15 protein-coding genes and 1 CRISPR repeat array (1 of these 16 only partly in view) are annotated in these 15,107 nt (G+C 42.0%); of the genes, 7 read left to right on the top strand and 8 right to left on the bottom strand.

What is annotated here, in order from left to right; genetic code table 11:
• Positions 1-252 precede the first annotated feature (252 nt).
• Complete coding sequence (argB, locus tag FD723_RS08905) at positions 253-1,146, top strand: acetylglutamate kinase (RefSeq protein WP_179065010.1); 894 nt, start codon at positions 253-255, stop codon at positions 1,144-1,146.
• A 51-nt stretch (positions 1,147-1,197) separates the two neighbouring features.
• Here argB and FD723_RS08900 read toward each other — a convergent pair whose 3' ends face one another.
• Positions 1,198-1,533 (bottom strand): hypothetical protein, encoded by a 336-nt coding sequence (locus FD723_RS08900; protein WP_179065009.1) that lies wholly within the window; start codon positions 1,531-1,533, stop codon positions 1,198-1,200.
• 172 nt (positions 1,534-1,705) lie between these two features.
• Here FD723_RS08900 and FD723_RS08895 point away from each other — a divergent pair, with 172 nt between their 5' ends.
• The 3 genes from FD723_RS08895 to pyrE all read left to right on the top strand — a co-directional run bounded on the left by FD723_RS08895 (position 1,706) and on the right by pyrE (position 3,945).
• Positions 1,706-2,248, top strand: coding sequence for a tetratricopeptide repeat protein (locus tag FD723_RS08895; protein ID WP_179065008.1), 543 nt, complete (start codon positions 1,706-1,708; stop codon positions 2,246-2,248).
• A 201-nt stretch (positions 2,249-2,449) separates the two neighbouring features.
• Positions 2,450-3,334 (top strand): DUF3153 domain-containing protein, encoded by an 885-nt coding sequence (locus FD723_RS08890; protein ID WP_179065007.1) that lies wholly within the window; start codon positions 2,450-2,452, stop codon positions 3,332-3,334.
• A gap of 86 nt (positions 3,335-3,420) precedes the next feature.
• Entirely contained in the window at positions 3,421-3,945 is a 525-nt protein-coding gene (gene pyrE, locus FD723_RS08885; protein ID WP_179065006.1) for an orotate phosphoribosyltransferase, read from the top strand.
• A 326-nt stretch (positions 3,946-4,271) separates the two neighbouring features.
• Here the strand turns inward: pyrE and FD723_RS08880 are convergent, their stop codons facing one another.
• The 3 genes from FD723_RS08880 to FD723_RS08870 form a co-directional block, all read right to left on the bottom strand.
• Positions 4,272-4,754: a hypothetical protein gene (locus FD723_RS08880; protein WP_179065005.1), complete on the bottom strand. Its 483-nt coding sequence runs from the start codon at positions 4,752-4,754 to the stop codon at positions 4,272-4,274.
• 286 nt (positions 4,755-5,040) lie between these two features.
• A complete protein-coding gene (locus tag FD723_RS08875; protein ID WP_179065004.1) occupies positions 5,041-5,937 on the bottom strand; it encodes an undecaprenyl-diphosphate phosphatase in 897 nt (298 codons plus the stop codon).
• A gap of 268 nt (positions 5,938-6,205) precedes the next feature.
• Positions 6,206-7,582 carry an LCP family protein gene (locus tag FD723_RS08870; RefSeq protein WP_179065003.1) on the bottom strand — a complete coding sequence of 459 codons (1,377 nt, stop codon included), beginning with the start codon at positions 7,580-7,582 and terminating at the stop codon, positions 6,206-6,208.
• A gap of 361 nt (positions 7,583-7,943) precedes the next feature.
• On the opposite strand from FD723_RS08870, the gene FD723_RS08865 reads away from it, so the two are divergent.
• A complete protein-coding gene (locus tag FD723_RS08865; protein ID WP_179065002.1) occupies positions 7,944-8,885 on the top strand; it encodes a hypothetical protein in 942 nt (313 codons plus the stop codon).
• A 313-nt stretch (positions 8,886-9,198) separates the two neighbouring features.
• On the opposite strand, the gene FD723_RS08860 is transcribed toward FD723_RS08865, so the two are convergent.
• Positions 9,199-9,534: a helix-turn-helix domain-containing protein gene (locus FD723_RS08860; RefSeq protein WP_179065001.1), complete on the bottom strand. Its 336-nt coding sequence runs from the start codon at positions 9,532-9,534 to the stop codon at positions 9,199-9,201.
• Between the two features lie 308 nt (positions 9,535-9,842).
• On the opposite strand from FD723_RS08860, the gene FD723_RS08855 reads away from it, so the two are divergent.
• Positions 9,843-10,460, top strand: coding sequence for an FMN-dependent NADH-azoreductase (locus tag FD723_RS08855; RefSeq protein ID WP_179065000.1), 618 nt, complete (start codon positions 9,843-9,845; stop codon positions 10,458-10,460).
• A 196-nt stretch (positions 10,461-10,656) separates the two neighbouring features.
• On the opposite strand, the gene pdxH is transcribed toward FD723_RS08855, so the two are convergent.
• Positions 10,657-11,301, bottom strand: coding sequence for a pyridoxamine 5'-phosphate oxidase (gene pdxH / locus FD723_RS08850; protein WP_179064999.1), 645 nt, complete (start codon positions 11,299-11,301; stop codon positions 10,657-10,659).
• Positions 11,302-11,436: 135 nt separating this feature from the next.
• Between pdxH and FD723_RS08845 the strand changes: the two genes are divergently transcribed.
• The gene (locus tag FD723_RS08845) at positions 11,437-12,522 is read left to right on the top strand and encodes an AI-2E family transporter (RefSeq protein WP_179064998.1); all 1,086 of its coding nucleotides are present in this window, start codon (positions 11,437-11,439) and stop codon (positions 12,520-12,522) included.
• Between the two features lie 255 nt (positions 12,523-12,777).
• Here FD723_RS08845 and FD723_RS08840 read toward each other — a convergent pair whose 3' ends face one another.
• The gene (locus tag FD723_RS08840; RefSeq protein ID WP_179064997.1) at positions 12,778-13,443 is read right to left on the bottom strand and encodes an O-methyltransferase; all 666 of its coding nucleotides are present in this window, start codon (positions 13,441-13,443) and stop codon (positions 12,778-12,780) included.
• A gap of 39 nt (positions 13,444-13,482) precedes the next feature.
• Complete coding sequence (locus FD723_RS08835) at positions 13,483-14,370, bottom strand: NAD(P)-dependent oxidoreductase (protein ID WP_179064996.1); 888 nt, start codon at positions 14,368-14,370, stop codon at positions 13,483-13,485.
• A 189-nt stretch (positions 14,371-14,559) separates the two neighbouring features.
• A CRISPR array of direct repeats spans positions 14,560-15,107; the repeat unit is 37 nt; unit sequence GTTTCAATCCCTAATAGGGATTTAGATGAATTGCAAT (it continues 2,103 nt past the right edge of the window).

Genomic DNA, 15,107 nt, shown 5'->3' with positions numbered 1-15,107 from the left:
TTTCTTTTATGGTTAGGATCACAAATCCTTGTAGGTTGGGTGGAACGGAGTGTAACCCAACATTAAGCAGTTTATTCATAATGTTGGGTTCCGCTAACGCTGCACCTAATCTTGTATCTTAAAAATAAGTTTTTGTAAGTGATACCTATACAAAAAGCTTATTTTGCTCTCGGCAGCCATGAGACATTGTTACAGGTTACAAAGTCTTCTACACTGACTGGAATAGGTTTTAACTCTTAACGGCGGCTCCTCATGACGATCAACGATTCTGAATACATCAGGCAAGCTGAAGCCACTCGTGTACGTGTACTAAGCGAAGCACTACCTTATATTCAACAATTCGCCGGTCGCACTGTTGTTGTCAAATATGGTGGCGCAGCAATGAAAGATAGCGCACTCAAAGACAAAGTTATCCGCGACATTGTATTCTTATCCTGCGTGGGTTTGCGTCCGATTGTAGTCCACGGCGGTGGCCCAGAAATTAACAGTTGGTTAGATAAGCTGGGCATCGAACCACAATTTAAAAATGGTCTGCGAGTCACTGATGCCGCCACAATGGATGTGGTGGAAATGGTTTTAGTTGGTCGAGTTAACAAAGAAATTGTCGCCCTAATTAACCAAGCTGGTGGATTGGCTGTGGGACTTTGCGGTAAAGACGGTAATCTATTTACAGCCCGTCCCCAAGGTCAAGAAGGCATCGGTTTTGTGGGGGAAGTCAGTAATGTGAATATCAAGATTTTGGACACCCTTGCTAGCAATGGCTATATTCCGGTGGTGTCCAGCGTCGCCGCAGACGAGACAGGGCAAGCTTATAACATTAATGCTGATACTGTAGCTGGAGAAATCGCTGCTGCGTTAGGTGCAGAAAAGTTAATTTTACTGACCGATACCAGTGGAATTTTAAAAGATTACAAAGACCAATCTACTTTGATTCCGAAAGTAGATATCCGTGAAGCCCGCGAGTTGATTGCTAGTGGTATAGTCAGCGGTGGGATGATTCCGAAAGTGAGTTGTTGTGTGCGATCGCTTGCTCAAGGAGTCCGTGCCGCACACATTATAGATGGTCGCATTCCTCACGCCCTATTACTAGAAATCTTTACCGATGTTGGGATTGGGACAATGATTCTCGGTTCGCAGTTTACCTAATAGGAGTGCTGAGTAAGGAGTGAGGAGTTCTCCTACTGCTCCTCCACTTCTCTAACGGGGATAGGTAATAATAACCCGCGAAGGTGCGGAGCAACTTGTCGTCAGACATCGCCCACCGCTAAATGGTGTACGACGCCATGAATTATTGATAATCACCGGATTAACTAGGGTTGAGTCCCGAATTGTCGGATTTATAGGCGTGGAATTTGTCACGTTCTGCTTTGTTGCTGGGTCTACAGGCGCAGGTGTGGCAATCGGGCTACCATAAATAAGGGAACCAACAGCAGGCGATCGCTGGGCAGAAGCCGGAGTCATGGTTACACCCATCACTGCTAAAGTCATACCCGCTAAGAGCCAATTCAGTTGCGAATGCTTGATTTTCAACATAATTTTGCTCACCTGCATAAGATACCGGAATTTTTAATCAGAAAATAGTCCGCAGCTACTTAGTTAAAATTTTAGAAGTTTATCCACTTTCAAATTGCCAGCTTTTGAAAAGATTCCAAAAAGATTGCTGGCATTGGCAAAATTAAAATAGTGCTGATTTTTTATAGAAAACGTGAGTACAGAAAGTTTAGAAATTGCTCAAAGCCGCTACCAGGCTGGGAAATTTGCCTTTGAAAATGGGCAATACCGCGAAGCCATAGAAAATTTAGAAAAGGCCAGTGCCCTGTTAGCTCGTAATTCTCGCCTTGGGGGCGAAGTAGAGATTCATCTAGTAACAGCTTATGAAGCGGCTGGACGCACAGATGATGCGATCGCTCTTTGCGAAAGACTCAAACGCCATCCCCATTTTGAAATCGGCAAACAAGCGCGGCAGATGCTTTACATCTTAAAAGCACCAAAGCTGAAAAGACCCAGCGAATGGATGACCCAAATTCCCGATTTAGGCGCATTACCAGATAATGAACTCAAAATTTCTATCGCTGCAAAACCGACTAAATCTTCTGTGCAGCAAAAGCCTAAACCTACGGAGCCAGAATTTGTTGACCTTAGTCAGGTCAATACCAGAGATAATCGCTTTATCTGGGTGGCGCTCATTGCTATCGGTTTAACCATCTCGTACTTGCTTTGGTTAAATTTTTCAGGAACCCCTGGCTGATAACAATTTTAGATTTTGGATTTTAGATTTTAGATTCTTTTGGTTCATGTCTCACCCACAAGGGGTAAGGGATAAACCAAAATCCAAAATCTTCGAGCTTTATCCGTTTATCGGTGTGGTCAATCCAAAATCCAAGTTGCGCTGGAAGCGCACCAAAGGTGCGACCTAAAATCCAAAATATGTTGACTTTTGGGGAGATTTATGGTTCTAAATTCTTCAATTTTTGGAAAGATTTTCTTGTGGTTAATTAGACCATTCCGTTTTATATTTACACTGAATGGTCGAAATCGGATGAACCGCGTCTTTCCCATGCGAAATCCTATTCTATGGCTAGTGCTGTTAACATCACTGTTACTGACTGGTTGTGTTAAGTACGATGTAGGGCTTAACTTTGATAATTCAAATAGTGGTGAACTAATACAGCATATTAAGTTGGGAGAACGGCTAACCAGTTTTAGCGGCGATTCTGTATATGAATGGTTAAATAGCATAGAGCGTCGCGCCCGTCAACTAGAAGGAAAAACACAGCGAGTTTCCCAAGAAGAAATCATCGTCACAATTCCTTTTAGTAGTGGTAGGGAATTGCAAGAGAAGTTCAACGAATTTTTTAATCCCCGTGCAAATCAACCCCCTGAGTCTGTGCAGAGCGAATCTGACTCAGAACTGCCGAAAATTGAATCAAACGTCCTCTTGGAGGAGAACAATTTTTTACTTTTAGTTAGAAATCGGTTAATTTATGATTTAGATTTGCGATCGCTCTCTCTAATTGCCAGTAAAGGTAACGTTCTAGCTAATGCTGGTTCAATTCTCGACTTGGAATTTAGCTTGAAGACTCCTTGGGGAGCCAAGAATATTCAACTAACTGAAACTGCGATTGAGCCAGAAAAAAATGGCAATCAATTAGTGTGGAAACTCCAGCCTGGTGAGCTAAACCATATAGAAGCTGTTTTCTGGCTTCCTAGTCCCCTTGGTATTGGTGGGTTATTAATTATCCTGTTTGTATCGGGAGGATTGTACTTGAGATACAATTTCATGCCAGATCCCAGAATTCAGTTTCCCCCCAAAGCAGCAGCAATTCAAGAATAGTAGACTATTCATCTGTTGAATATTATCAGTTAAGCCGATGGAGAATGCATCGGCTTTTTTATACTTTATCCTAGCTTTTTGTAAAAATGAGTCATAGCGAATTAGCCAAAGAAATTGTTCGTGTTTCCTATTTGAAAGGCGAGTTTCGGTTACGTTCTGGTCAGGTATCTTCCCATTACTTTGATAAATACCAGTTTGAATCTAATCCTTTGTTGCTGAAGCGGCTAGCTAAAGAAATGGTAAAAAAGATTCCACCAGACACAGAAATTCTAGCAGGATTGGAATTAGGGGGAGTTCCTTTAGCGACAGCAATTTCATTAGAAGTTGAATTACCAGTTGTCTTTGTTCGGAAGACAAAAAAAGAATATGGAACTGAAAAAGTAGCAGAAGGAATTAATATTCAAGGAAAAAAGTTGTGTATTATTGAAGATGTTATTACAACAGGTGGTCAGGTTATAAATAGTACCGAAGCACTGCGTAATGAGGGTGCGATCGTGGATTCCGTAATTTGCGTAATCTGGCGCGGAAGTACACAAGATAACAGTCTCGAAAAAGCTGGCATTCAAAAACTTGCTCTGTTTGATATGGAAGAACTTTCGGTATGGATGTAACTGTCTTAGGGAACCTTGTAGAAACGGCGATTTATCGCGTCTAGAAAACCCAAAATTGTTGCCAGTAGCCCTTAACCCAAGCGTATTGCCTTAGATAATGGGGAATAAGGACAACCCGTAGCTTTGTACTTCATGCAAAAGACAACTGCTGTGAGTATTTCGCTGCCAAATAAAATCAAAATTTAGGAGTTATAAAAGGACTATGAAATCTAGCTTAGAGACTGGATTTCGTAGTCCTTTTGCTGCACCATTTTAATAAATGTGCAACTACCTTAATCTCTCACCGATGCTAACCACAGCTAAAAACAGTCAAATCGGTGAATCAACTAAAAGTTCTGGGGTGGTAGTGGTTTTCCTTGGCTCTTAGGAACATTAACTACATTTAAAGCTTTCGCAATTGCAATAACGTCATTATCTAAGCGTTGAGCTTTCTCATTACCAGGACAGCTAATGTCTTGCGACTGCTGATCGGCTAACTTAATAGTAGTAGTTGTACCAAAAGAAACAGATTTTGCACAACCTTGTTGAACTGGTAAATTAGATAAAGGTTCAGCAATTTTCACGTCACGAAAAAACTCTCTTGTCAATTTTTTGGATAATTTACCTCGATTAGAACCTTTGCCATCAACATAATTAACTTCTCCAGTTGGTGATACATAAATGCGATACCCTATCGTATTGGTAGAGCCACTATTGACGATAACCGCAACGTTATTGGGTACAAGTGCCATTGCTAATTGAGACGAACCAAGTACAAAGGATACACCTACTAGCCCTAGTAATTTTTTAGAAAAAATCTGATTCATCATATAAAAAGCCTCCTCATTTATGAGTCTTGGTTATCAAAATTTTATGACCAATATTTATCTGAATAAGTTTCTTTCATTTCCTAATTTTAAGCAGATTTTAAGTAAAAATCTCTAGTCATGCTTTTGTTATAAGTTTGTCATAAGTGCGTCAAATTAATATGAAATAATTACCAGGATTTATTTTTTACTTTGCCAGTAAACCAAGGCGATAACAGCAGGTTTTAAAGTCAAGATACTTCAATCCCTCTATCTCTTGGTAATTCAGCACTCATGAACACCGGAAGGCTCAGTTGGGTAAAAAGCCAGTAACCACACTAACTACGAGGAATATTCCCATCGCTAAACGATACCAAACAAATGCCCAAGTACTGTATTTCTCTAAATAATGCAGTAAACTATAAATCGCGGCAAAAGCAGAAATACTAGCTGTAGTTAAACCAATAATTAAAGTTATCCAACCATTGACATCAAGTCCAGCTTTGAAAAGCGTATGCAGTTCTAACGCTCCTGCTAGAATCACGGCAGGTAAGCCCAGTAAAAATGAGAATCTAGCAGCAGTTTCTCGCTCCATTCCTAAGAATAATCCAGCAGTTAAGGTAGAACCAGAACGGGAAACTCCTGGAATTAAAGCTAATGCTTGAGAAATTCCTACCCAAATCCCGTCACTTAATGACAGTTGATTAAAAACGCGATCGCGTTTCCCAAATCTTTCTGCAATTCCAAGCAACAAGGACATCACAATTGATGATATTCCTACAACTATCAGGGCACGGAAAGGAGAATTACAGCCATTGAGACTTTTTTTGAGTAAAAGACCTGCAACAGCAATGGGAATTGTACCAATTAATAATCCAATTGCTAAACGAAAATATTGGTTGCTGTAATCTTGTTCAGAAATCGCCCTAACCGTTGCACCTGTTAATTTTTTCAAATCTTGCCAAAAATAACTAATGACAGCCGCGATACTTGCTAACTGCATCGCTGCACTAAAAGCACTTCCCGGATCTTTCCATCCTAGTAATCCCGGAATAATTCGTAAATGTGCTGTGCTACTAATGGGTAATAATTCAGTAATTCCTTGTACAACTCCTAAAAAAACTATTTTTAACCAACTCAATTCTAGAAAACCTAAATCGACATCACTAGAACAAGAGGTAGCCGATAAAAATAAAGAAAACATCATAGCTTGATCGAGGGATATTGTACTCTTGAGGATAGTAAGTAGTGAATATGTAAAAATTACATCTAAAAAAACTTCTACTAATTGCTGTTTAAATAGATATTCAGCTAAGATACATCCTTCTGAAATTAAACACGTTACATTGACTTTACTATGACAAACCTATGACGAAAATATGACTAATTTTTCAGATTAGCATTCGCCATTAGCGTATATTTGACAACTAAGCAATTTCCAATTTCAAATCTCAAGTCAAAATTATCAAATGGTATTAGATACTTTTTCTTAGTTGCAACCAATCTTTACCGATCTGGATGCTGATATCGGAGTCGAGATTGCCAGTACTTTCCACTCGAACTTCACCTAATTCTAAAGTGTTGCGAATTGATTGAGCGCTCTCACGATCTCCCTGTTGGGCAATAATCCGAGTTACTTCTAAAGGCTCACCCAAGCTTTTAGTAATATAAATATTGCTATAGCCAGCTTCTTGTAAGATTTTGATTAATGGATGCAGATTCGCATGATTGCTGCCCGTGTTATCTTGAATTGCAACTCGTAAACTAGCTGGATGCTGGGCTAATTGTGGTTTTGCTGCTGAGTCCAAATCAAAATACTGAGCCATCATGGCAGAAATGCGGCTGCTGTTTGGTATCCAGTAGCTAGCATCATATTCCTTCTTTTCGCTAAAACGACCAGGTACCATTAACATCTGCATATTAGAACGAGTAGTTTGCACCATAAAACCTAACAGCGCCACTAACTCCTCGACCGTTAAGTTGGAATCAATATGTTCTTTAACTATGTCAAGAATTTTAGGCAGTTGAGCGAGTGTGGTGGGATTGAGAGTTTGGTCAGTTAAGGCACTAATCACCATTTGCTGGCGTTGAATGCGACCAATATCTCCCAACTCATCATGGCGAAAGCGCAAAAGTTGCAGCGCTTGATCTCCGTTGAGATGTTGTTTGCCCGCTTTCAAATTAATGTAAAGATGCTGGGAATCATCTCGGTATTTCATATTTTTCGGTACGTAGACTGTCACACCACCCAAGGCATCGACTAACTTGCTGACTCCCAAAACATTAATTCTGATATACCGATCAATTTCTACTCCACCCAAGAGATTACTGACTGTTGTACTGGTCAAAGCCGGCCCACCATAAACATTGGCAGCATTAATTTTGGTCAAACCATGTCCAGACACCTCCATGCGGGTATCTCTAGGAATGGAAAGCATAATTAATTTTTTCTTTTCAGGCTCAAATCGCAGTAGAAGCATGACATCAGATAAACCATCAAAGGAATTTAGTTCGGGCTGATATCTCAAATGTAGGCTTTCAGGGGGTGGGTTCTTAATGTCTGGGGGCAGCACACTCATCCCTAAAACTAAAATGTTCACAGGGCGACTTAATGCAGAAAATTGTAGTCCACTTCCAGTGATGCCCTCTCTATCAAACACTGCTTGTTGTTGTTTGTTTAGCTGAGTTTTTTGCAAAGGCTTGCTGCTGAAAGAAACTGCTAACAGCATTCCGGCGATCGCTGATATCATCGCCACACCGCTAATCCCTACTCCAAACCACAGCCAGCGTCCGGGTGTATTTTTGTTACCCCTTTTGAAGACTTTCCCCGAACGATTTTTTCTTGTTGGCATTCTTTTAAGATTTACTCCTCACACTAAACAATTTGTGTTTCTCATTGGGGTTTAAAGCAGAGAAGCTAACCTACAATAGCTCACTCTCAAATGATCTTTTAGCCAAAATCTTCTCTGACTTTGGAGTAATAGCAACTAACACTTTTAATAAAATATCTACAAATTAACTTATGTCAATGACATTTTTGTGACTAATATATGGCACTTGTATGACGCCTTAATAAAAAGTAATTAATCTGTTGAAATTATGTAAACAAAAGTTTTTATCACTTCCGTAATAAATCTTTCTCTAATTTCTGGAATCCGTTTATATTGGATTGGAGAAAATATTATTAATCTGATCGCAAACACCGATTCTTATATGCCAGTTACATCTACTGATAATCCTCATGCCTTGCTCTATGGTTTAGCGAATGGTTCAGTCAAAGCGCTCGAAGATGATGAAGCGATCGCAGCTAACAAGACCTTGGCACTACAATTACAGTCTAGACTTCAAGATTTTTGGCTCTTAAGTTCACCTGATGGAGCTTGGGGGCCCAAATCCGCTAGGGCGCTAAATGCTTACAAACATTTTCAAAATCTCAGTGAGCCAGGAATAAATTCCCATATTGCTGCTAGTCTGCTCAATACCAATCCGACTGACTTAATACCAGGATTTAAACTCAACGGCGACTGGCCGAGTCGAACCGTGATGTGGTTGAGCTTACATAATCAACATATTAGTATTAACGGTAATGATGGAGAAATCAACATCGTTTATTTCCGGGGATTAGACCGTAATGGCCAGTGGAATGGTAATGCACCATTTGTCTGGAATGACCGACGTTGTGTATTAGTAATCAAAGACCAAGTTCCCAGTTTTGCGGGTAATTGGTTAGGCACTTGTGACCCAGGAGAATATTACTGGGAGAATCCGATGAATGAAAAAGGTTGTGCAGATATTCAGGCATGGCAATACCAAGCTTGGAGTGTCGGTCATCACCACGGTAGCACTGGAGACCAATTGGCTCTAGTACAAACTGGAGACATTACAGTGTTACGTGGCCCTGAGCGCTTACCTGATAAGGGTGATAACTTTAGCGTCGATCAACACACAACTAATAATCCAGATGGAGATAGCCCTGGTGAGCCAGTCAAAGGTTGGTCTGCTGGATGTATGGTGGGAGCTAGTGCCAATGAACATTACCACGAGTTTATGTCTTTGGTGCAAGCAGACCCACGGGAAAAGAATGCCCCCGGAAAATATCAGCACTGGACAACAGTGATTAATGGCAATGAATTTCTAGATATTTTTCCTGCATAAAACAGAAGTCAGAATACAGAATACAGAATTCATAATTGGTGAATACTCTACCCATAAAGGGATAGAGTTTTAAAGTGAGAATATTTTAATTTTTTTCGCTCACCATTCCACTCGCTTTTAACCAATATTCAGACGCGACTCGAAAATACTCGCTACCGCTTTGCTATCGCGGACTCGCTTGCCGCGGGCGCTATCACCCCCTCGTACAGAATTCATAGTGTTAGCGGATAGCTAAGGTTTAGCCCATTCTGACCGGAGCTTCGGAGTCTCCGGCTCCGCTCCTGAGTTCTGAATTCTTCTTAGAAATCCTCACCTATTCCCGCTTTTCGCCGCCATACCAGCGTTCGGCAAGTGCATTGAGTTGATTAAGAATTTCAATGAGTTCCTGACCGCGTTCTGTCAGACCGTAAGTGACTTGGGGCGGAACAGTTGGTTCATAATGGCGATAAATAATCTCTGCTGTCTCTAGCATCCTCAGTCTTTCTGTGAGAACTTTGGTGGAAATACCCTCGACTAAGTGCTTCAATGCACCAAAGCGATTAGGCCCACTATTACATAACACCCACAGTATATACATTGTCCAGGGGCCTGATAGTAAGGACATCAGAATACTAATTGGGCAAGCATCAGGATTTTTAGAGACAGACATCGATAAGTTAGCTAAAATTTTCTACAGTTACTTTATGGTAACTACTTTACTTTAGTAACTAGTTACTTTTAGTATCTGATGTAATGCTTTGAAATTTAGACTCAAAAACAGTCAAACAATTTTGGATTTTAGATTTGCAATTTTGGATTGACCCTGACCACAAGGTTACAGGGCTTGGTGATTTGAGATTGACAATTTTGGATTTGTTGCGCTTGACTTCGGGCGGGGCATGAACCGAAATCATCTAAAATCTAAAATTTAAAATAGGTACGTCAAAGCAGAAATCCTAGCTAATCAGGAGATATTTGGTGGTAAACATTCTACATATTGATTCCAGCCCCCGTGCTGAACGATCGCACTCCAGAGAACTATCTAAGGAATTTGTCAGTGCTTGGAAAGCCGCGCATCCTGAAGATGCGATCGCCTACCGAGATTTAGGGCATCACCCAGTTCCTCACGTTGATGAAGCTTGGATTGCGGCGTCGTTCTCACCACCAGAAACCCATACCCCAGAATTAACTGAGGCTATCAGGATTTCTGACGAGTTAGTAGATGAGTTTTTGGCAGCCGATCGCTACGTCTTTGGAGTGCCAATGTATAACTTCAATATACCTTCCACCTTCAAGGCTTACATTGACCAAATTGTTCGCATTAACCGGACTGTTGCTTTAGACGCTCAAGGTTTTAAAGGGTTAGTCCAGGGTAAAAAGGCAGTTATCATCACAGCACGCGGCGGTGACTTTAGTCCGACATCTCCTGCCGCTCCCTATGACTTCCAAGAACCCTACCTGCGGACGATATTTGGCTTTATTGGGATTACAGACATTCAATTTATTAACGCTAATAGTCTAAACGAAGGTGATGCCCGTACCAAATCTCTATCAGAAGCACGGGCAGCAATTCAAGATGCGATCGCTCAATGGTAAGGGACTTCCAATTAAAAAAATATTCCATCGCTTTGACGGCGGAGGAGCAGGGAGCAGGGGGAGGGAAAGCCGTTTTGATAGGCGTGAAATGGGATAATTTATTTTCTGGAAGTCCCTAAGAGGTATAGAGGGACATAGGGAAAAGGGAAAAATTCCTCTTTAGAAAGCTTCCCCTGCCCCCTGCCTCCTACCTCCTTCATGGCGACAACCGCTCAATTTTCCAAGTGCCATTATCTAAATGGCTATAAAGCAAGCGATCGTGCAGACGGCTAGGGCGTCCTTGCCAAAACTCGATTTCTGTGGGGATCACTCGTAAGCCTCCCCAATGAGGCGGTCGAGGAATCTCCTGATTTTCATATTTGCTGTAGAATTCTTGCAAGCGTTGCTCCAGGATTTCTCGGCTTGCGATCACCTCACTTTGATTAGATACCCACGCACCCAGGCGACTCTTGGCAGGGCGACTTTCAAAATACTGGTCAGACTCAGTTTCGGAAACTTTCTCCACATACCCCGAAATTCTGACTTGACGTTCCAGTTCTGCCCACCAAAAGACTAAAGCCGCCTGGGGATTTTCTGCTAGTTGTTGTCCTTTGTGACTGTTGTAGTTGGTGAAGAAGGCGAAGCCGCGTTCATCAAAATCCTTAAGTAACACCATTCTGGCTGAAGGCTTACCATCTGGTGTAACAGTGGCAATGGTCATAGCATTGGGTTCGGGGAGTTCTGCTGCTAGTGCCTGATCGAACCATTTTTTAAATTGGATAAAAGGATTGAGGTCTACTTCGAGTTCGCTCAAACCTTCCAAGGTGTAGTCTTTGCGAAGGTCAGCTACAGTTTTGTCCATTTTGATTTGTTTCCTTGCTATCAGATACGCTTATACATATCTTTGTTAAAAATATCTATGATGATCAGATAATAATCAGTGCCATCAAGAATTTTACAAGTTCTCTCAAGGAATACCTAAAATAGGTTGCATAAGATGCGCCGTTCAGCCTCCCTTCAACGCCTGTTAATTTATGGTCTGAGTGGCCCGATTATCGCTCTCAATGTCTGGCTGCTGTCCGTACTTTTTCGTTATTTCCAACATCCCATTACCGTCTTGAGTATTGCGGCGATTCTGGCTTTTCTCCTAAATTACCCGGTTAAGTTCTTTGAACGCGCTCGGATTACTCGCACTCAGGCGGTGATCATCGTTTTACTTGCAACCTTAACCCTCCTTGGGATTCTAGGCGTTACCTTAGTGCCGTTGATCATTGACCAAACCATCCAACTGTTAAATAAGATTCCTGATTGGTTAACCGCTAGTCAAGCAAACCTAGAGCAGTTTGAGATGGTGGCTAAACAACGACGTTTGCCAGTTGATTTGAGGGTTGTGAGTAGTCAAATCAATGCCAATATTCAAAATTTGGTGCAACAGCTAGCTTCTGGTGCAGTGGGATTTGCTGGAACACTGCTTTCAGGATTACTTGACATAGTGTTAGTCATTGTGCTTGCATTTTATATGCTTTTATATGGCGATCGCGTCTGGTATGGTCTAGTCAATCTTTTGCCCTCTAATATTGCAGATCCCCTGACCGCATCCTTGCGCCTAAATTTCCAGAACTTCTTTCTCAGTCAGTTGTTGCTAGGACTATTCATGGTGCTAACCCTGACGCCAATTTTCTTAGTGATGAAGGTACCTTTTGCTCTGTTATTTGCCATATTAATTGGTATTTCAGAACTTATTCCCTTCATTGGGGCGTCTTTAGGTATTGGTTTGGTGACGATTTTAGTACTGTTGCAAAATTGGTGGTTGGCAGTTCAAGTTGCGATCGCAGCGATTTTGATGCAGCAGCTTAAAGATAACCTGTTAGCTCCCAGGTTACTCGGCAACTTTATCGGGCTAAATCCTATCTGGATTTTTGTGGCTATTTTGATGGGATTTGAGATTGCTGGGTTGTTGGGGACGCTGGTTGCTGTTCCCATTGCTGGCACTATTAAAGGTACTTTTGATGCGATCAAGAGCGGCAAGCCGAGTGATTTTGTCTCAAATTTCACTATTGCCAACGATCCACCGCCTGATTAAGATTTAAATGTGTTTTAGGAACTTCCAAATAAAGCACAGCCCCGGCGAATTCCATTCGCCCGTATTGATTCTGACTCCTGTTAGCGATAGCGGGGCGTTTAGCCCATTCTGATTTCTGAATTCTTCTTCAACGTTTTTCCTACTCTCCAATTAGGTAGTTCCAAATAAAAAAATATTCAATATTGTGGGGTGGGCATCTTGCCCACCCCACAATATTGAATAATTTATTTCTTGGAGTTCCCTTAGCTTATCGTTTTAGATGACGATCGCGATCGCAAAACCATCGTATCCTTTGCTGCCCACAGTCTGGATTGCTGTAGCATTGACACGTGGCTCGTAGGCAAGTAGTTCATTGAAGCGGCGCACTCCCTGGACGCTAGGATCGCTGCTAGCAGCATCAATCACCGCTCCATTACGCACAACATTATCGGCGATGATGAGGCTACCGCGACGGGAAAGTTTGAGTGCCCACGCGAAATATTCGGGATTGCTTGGCTTGTCAGCGTCAATGAAAATCAAATCAAATGGGCCCTGATTCTCGGCGGCAATCTGTGGCAGCGTAGAAAGTGCCTGTCCGAGTCGGAGGTCAACCAGTTTGGATAAACCAGCCTGGGCGATATTGGCACGGGCGACTTCGGCGTGTTTTGGGTCAGCTTCCAGGGTGATTAGGTAGCCGTCGCTGGGTAACGCTCGCGCCAGCCAGATTGTACTATAGCCGCCCAGCGTACCAATCTCCAGGATGCTTCGCGCCCCTTGGATTTGTGCCAATAGTAGCAGCAGCTTGCCTTGGTTCGGTGAAACGTTGTGTGGCGGCAGTCCGGCGGCGGCGCTAGTTTGGAGGGCTGTATCTAGTGCGGGATCTGACGGTACAAGCAAATCGGTAAAGTAACGATCGACCACAGTCCATTGCTCTTGATTCATAGATTATCGCTTTTTACCCCATCTTTGAAATACTCAAGATTAGGTGTCAGAGCTTGCTTCATCGGAAAGGACGGTAATGATTTCATGCAACGGGCGATCGCGATTAGACTCCTCTGGTGTTTCTTTACCCAAAGAGGTTTCTTTTACCAAACGGTAAACGTCGGCTGCTCCGTAGAAAATGCGCTCTGTTAGACCTAACTCTTTAAAGGTTTCTGCAATCTCTTCCATTTCTCCGATCCAACGATGGGCTTTTGGTGTCATCGATGGAATGGAACGGGTTAATATACTAGCAAGTTCTGGTTGGCTATTAGATACTTCATCCCATAGTTCTTGATCTAAGCCTAAACGATGGGCTGCAATTAGTAATTCTGTGCTGATTGCTGTAAGTCCTTTTGTCAGGGCGGCGTAGGACATTTTCAACCCGGAAGCCTGACCAATTTCATCACCAATCACCCGCACATCTAAGCCATGATCCCGCAGTTGTAGGAGTTGATTTGCTTGTTTTCCTGAAGTATAAATGCGGGTGCAATTGGGAACTCGCGGTGGTGGGCCAATAATTGATCCATCTACGAATGTTCCCCCAACTGATTCAATGAGTTGGCCGATACTGATGACTTTCTGGGGTGCGATCGCATTACAGTCAACATAGAGAATGGGTTTACCAACATTACTGATCGCCTCAGCTACTTGCTGCGCTGCTTGGGTAGCCGCTGCGGGTACTAGAACTGACAACACTACATCAGATTCAATTACCAATTGCGTAAGAGAACCCACATCTTGAATGTTGGCTGCGGCTGCTAGTTGCCGAGTTCGTTCACTGCGATCGTTTAGGGCTGCAATAGTTTTCAATCCATGTTGATTGAGAACAGCTGCGATCGCTTGTCCCATATCACCAGGACTTAAGATACCAATGGTTTGGATAGGCATGGAAAGTTTTATATTTACTTTGTGGCTGACAAGTTAATTCAGATAATTGATTCGTCAACAAAATACACTAAGTCGATTTAGATGCCGTATTTTAATCAAACCACGGATAAGCTTTACAAGCAAGCCATCTGCTGAGACATAGGCCAATACAGTTCAGTTAAGCTTCTCTTCTTTGCGTCCTTTGCGGTTCGTTAAAAACCTAATAGGGATTTAGATGAATTGCAATGAAGTCCCTACATCAGCTATCTTTACAATCCTTAAAGTTTCAATCCCTAATAGGGATTTAGATGAATTGCAATGGTCTGAAAACTAAAGCACACTTTTATTCTGATATGTTTCAATCCCTAATAGGGATTTAGATGAATTGCAATAATCCTACGCCATCACCAAGTCCAAGTCCTACTCCTGTTTCAATCCCTAATAGGGATTTAGATGAATTGCAATATAGACTCAACCGATTGCTGTACTCATCCGCCCAGTTTCAATCCCTAATAGGGATTTAGATGAATTGCAATTCGTTCGGGAATACCCGGCGATATGCGATCGCTAGTTTCAATCCCTAATAGGGATTTAGATGAATTGCAATCCGCAATTTATAGTTGATTACCTAACAACACTGGTTTCAATCCCTAATAGGGATTTAGATGAATTGCAATACCGTGACATACGTTCAGCCGGGTAAAGGGCCGGTTTCAATCCCTAATAGGGATTTAGATGAATTGCAATCAGGAATGTAC

It is taken from the genome of Nostoc sp. C052 (assembly GCF_013393905.1).
Classification (GTDB): Bacteria; Cyanobacteriota; Cyanobacteriia; order Cyanobacteriales; family Nostocaceae; genus Nostoc.
Note: the sequence above shows the minus strand (reverse complement) of the source record. Positions and strands in the feature narration are given on the sequence as shown.